We start from the raw sequence: 745 nt of genomic DNA, 5'->3' as shown, positions 1-745 counted from the left end.
TTTGATCCATATCGTCAGCAAGACTTTGAACGAAGAAAAGCGGAGGGGTTTCCTAAGCCTCTATATTCAAGCAAAATCTCAACACCTGAGGCTACAAAAGAACAGCAAGCAGAACGTAAACGTATTGGCGGATGGTAGATTTTACCCGTAAAATAACCCATGAAGAATATAAAAACGTAGAAAAACTTAAAAAATATTACCATCGAGTTGTAAAAAAAATACATACAAAACCAAGAAATTTTAAGAAAAGAAATTACAAGAAATCACAATATAGATTAGTAGATGATAATTTTGTAGCTAGTAAATCTGGAAGTATAGCTACTCCTCAAATAGGTGGGGGTGTGTCTTTGTTATTATTATTAGGAACATTATGGTATCTTATCAGAGATGGATTGAATAATGAAATTTTATTTTTTATGATATTATCAGCTTTTTTAACTATCTTTTTTGTAATCTATGGTTTTACAATGCCTAAAAAGGAACATATTTTAAATCGTAAAGATGGTTTAATCACGATGACAGGCTTTTTTTGGCAAAAAAATATCACGATGCTATTTGAAAAAGTAGAGTTTGCCTATAGCACTGGTGGTGAAGATGGTGTAGGTGGATTTATGTTACAAACTATTCGCCCAAATAAGTGGAAAACATTTGATATTTATACAATATTTGGAGGAGATTGTTATGAGGACATGTCTTTTATAACATGGTATATGGATAAAAACCGTCCACTACCTCCTGGAGAAGC

At 32.1% G+C, this 745-nt stretch carries 1 protein-coding gene; it reads left to right on the top strand.

Annotated features, from left to right (window positions below; all coding sequences use genetic code 11):
- Positions 1–131: 131 nt before the first annotated feature.
- Positions 132–745, top strand: a 614-nt coding sequence (locus OU788_RS12500; RefSeq protein ID WP_274635466.1) for a hypothetical protein, incomplete at its 3' end; no start/stop codon positions are given.

The sequence above is a fragment of the Tenacibaculum sp. L6 genome, from assembly GCF_028823685.1.
GTDB lineage: Bacteria > Bacteroidota > Bacteroidia > Flavobacteriales > Flavobacteriaceae > Polaribacter.
This window is presented reverse-complemented; position numbering and strand designations above follow the sequence as displayed.